The organism is Streptomyces sp. NPDC034037 (genome assembly GCF_055575715.1).
The window spans coordinates 1-1,193 of sequence record NZ_JBVISC010000025.1 but is presented as its reverse complement, the minus strand read 5'-3'; the positions used below and the strand labels follow the sequence as shown (position 1 = coordinate 1,193).

General features: G+C 66.7%; 1 protein-coding gene. It reads right to left on the bottom strand.

Going from position 1 to position 1,193, the window contains the following annotated elements:
* Positions 1-1,193 (bottom strand): condensation domain-containing protein (locus ACZ516_RS33860; RefSeq protein WP_469013623.1); only part of this gene is annotated, 1,193 nt, incomplete at both ends.

The following is a 1,193-nucleotide window of genomic DNA, read 5'->3' as shown; positions in this document are numbered from 1 at the left end:
GGCCTGCGCTTCGAAGGCCTGGTGCACACAGACATCGACCGGCTCAGGGACACAACGATTCCACTCACCGAGCAACCGCCCCATCTCCTCGACAGGCAACACGCTGTCGCAGGCGCTGCCTTCGGGGTCGGCGACCATCAACTCCAGGACGTGTCGGAACATTCCTGCCAGCCGTTCGGCGTCGGCCAGGCTGACCACGTCGGTCGAACCAATGATGCTGACCGCCTCGGCCGTGCCGGAGACGTGCAGGTCGAACTCGGTCGCGCCGTCGATCAGCGTGGCCTGGACGTCGATCCGGTCGGTATCGACGTGGTGGAAGTCGATGTAGTCGAACATCACGGATACCAGCCGATGACCGGTGCCCGTTCCCATGCCCGTGTCCCGCTGGATGGCCGGCAGCGGATAGCGCCGATGGGCCCACGCCTCGGTCTCGCGGGCGTACGTCTGCTCAACCAGCTCCCGCCAGGTACGGGCCGCACCCGTGGTGTGCGGTATGGGCAGGGTGTTGAGGTGCATGCCCAGGACGCGCTCGGCACCCGGCACCTCCAGCCGCCCATGGGTGACCATCCCGGTGTGGAACGAACGCTCGGTGGTGAGGGCGCTCATCACTTTCAGGTGTGCGGCCAGCAGCACCGTCTTGAAGGACGCGCCCGCCCGCGAGGCCAGCGTCCGCAGTCCGTCCTCCATGCCGGCCAACCGCACCGGGACGCGGTAGCGCTCCGCAGGGTTCTTCTGGTCGGCCCACGTCTCGGGGACGACGAAGGGGGCGTGGGTGTCGGTGATGTCCTGCCAGTACCGCTGGTCGTCCAGGTTGTTCAGGGAGTCCAGTTCGGCGGCGATGAAGTCGGCGTAGCGGACGCCGGGACCCTCATGGACGGCTGTCTCCTGGCCGTCTCGGATCGCCCTGTAGAGCTCCAGGACTTCCATTAGGAGGGAGTGGTAACTCCAGCCCTCGGTGATCGCGTGACTCTGGGTGAAGGTGAGCCGCCACGACTCGTCCGACTCCAGGTGCACAGCGGCACGGACCAAGGGTGCCACCTCTGGATCGAACACGTCGGCCCGTTGTTGCTCAGCAAAGTCGAGACCTGTCTGTGCCTGCTGTTCGGCGTCCTGGCCGCGCAGGTCGTGCACGGCGAGTGGGATCTCCGCGGTCGCGTGGACGATCTGGAGGGGCTGGCTGTAACCGGTCAGGT